This window comes from Flavobacterium sp. UBA7680 (assembly GCF_002482975.1).
Classification (GTDB): Bacteria; Bacteroidota; Bacteroidia; order Flavobacteriales; family Flavobacteriaceae; genus Flavobacterium.
In genome coordinates, this window is the sequence record NZ_DLHA01000024.1 from 1 (window position 1) to 270 (window position 270).

Below are 270 nucleotides of genomic sequence, written 5' to 3' on the forward strand. Positions count from 1 at the left end.
TGAAGGCTGGATTCGCCGAATTATGGTTAACGAATGTATATCATATTTAAGAGTACAGAAAAAAGTAAAATTTGTTGAAGATGAAATATATGCCGAAGAAAGTTTTAATGCAACTGATAGTCAGTTTTCGATCGATCAGATTCAGTTTTTAATAGATGCTTTGCCGGACGGATATAAAATGATCTTCAATTTATACGCCATAGAAGGATACAAACACAATGAAATTGCAAAGATGTTAGGGATTAGCGAAGGAACATCAAAATCACAATT

The 270-nt window shown here is 32.6% G+C and carries 1 protein-coding gene; it reads left to right on the forward strand.

The features are described from left to right. A partial coding sequence (locus tag B3C18_RS09280) for an RNA polymerase sigma factor (RefSeq protein WP_291146037.1) occupies positions 1-270 on the forward strand: 270 nt, incomplete at both ends.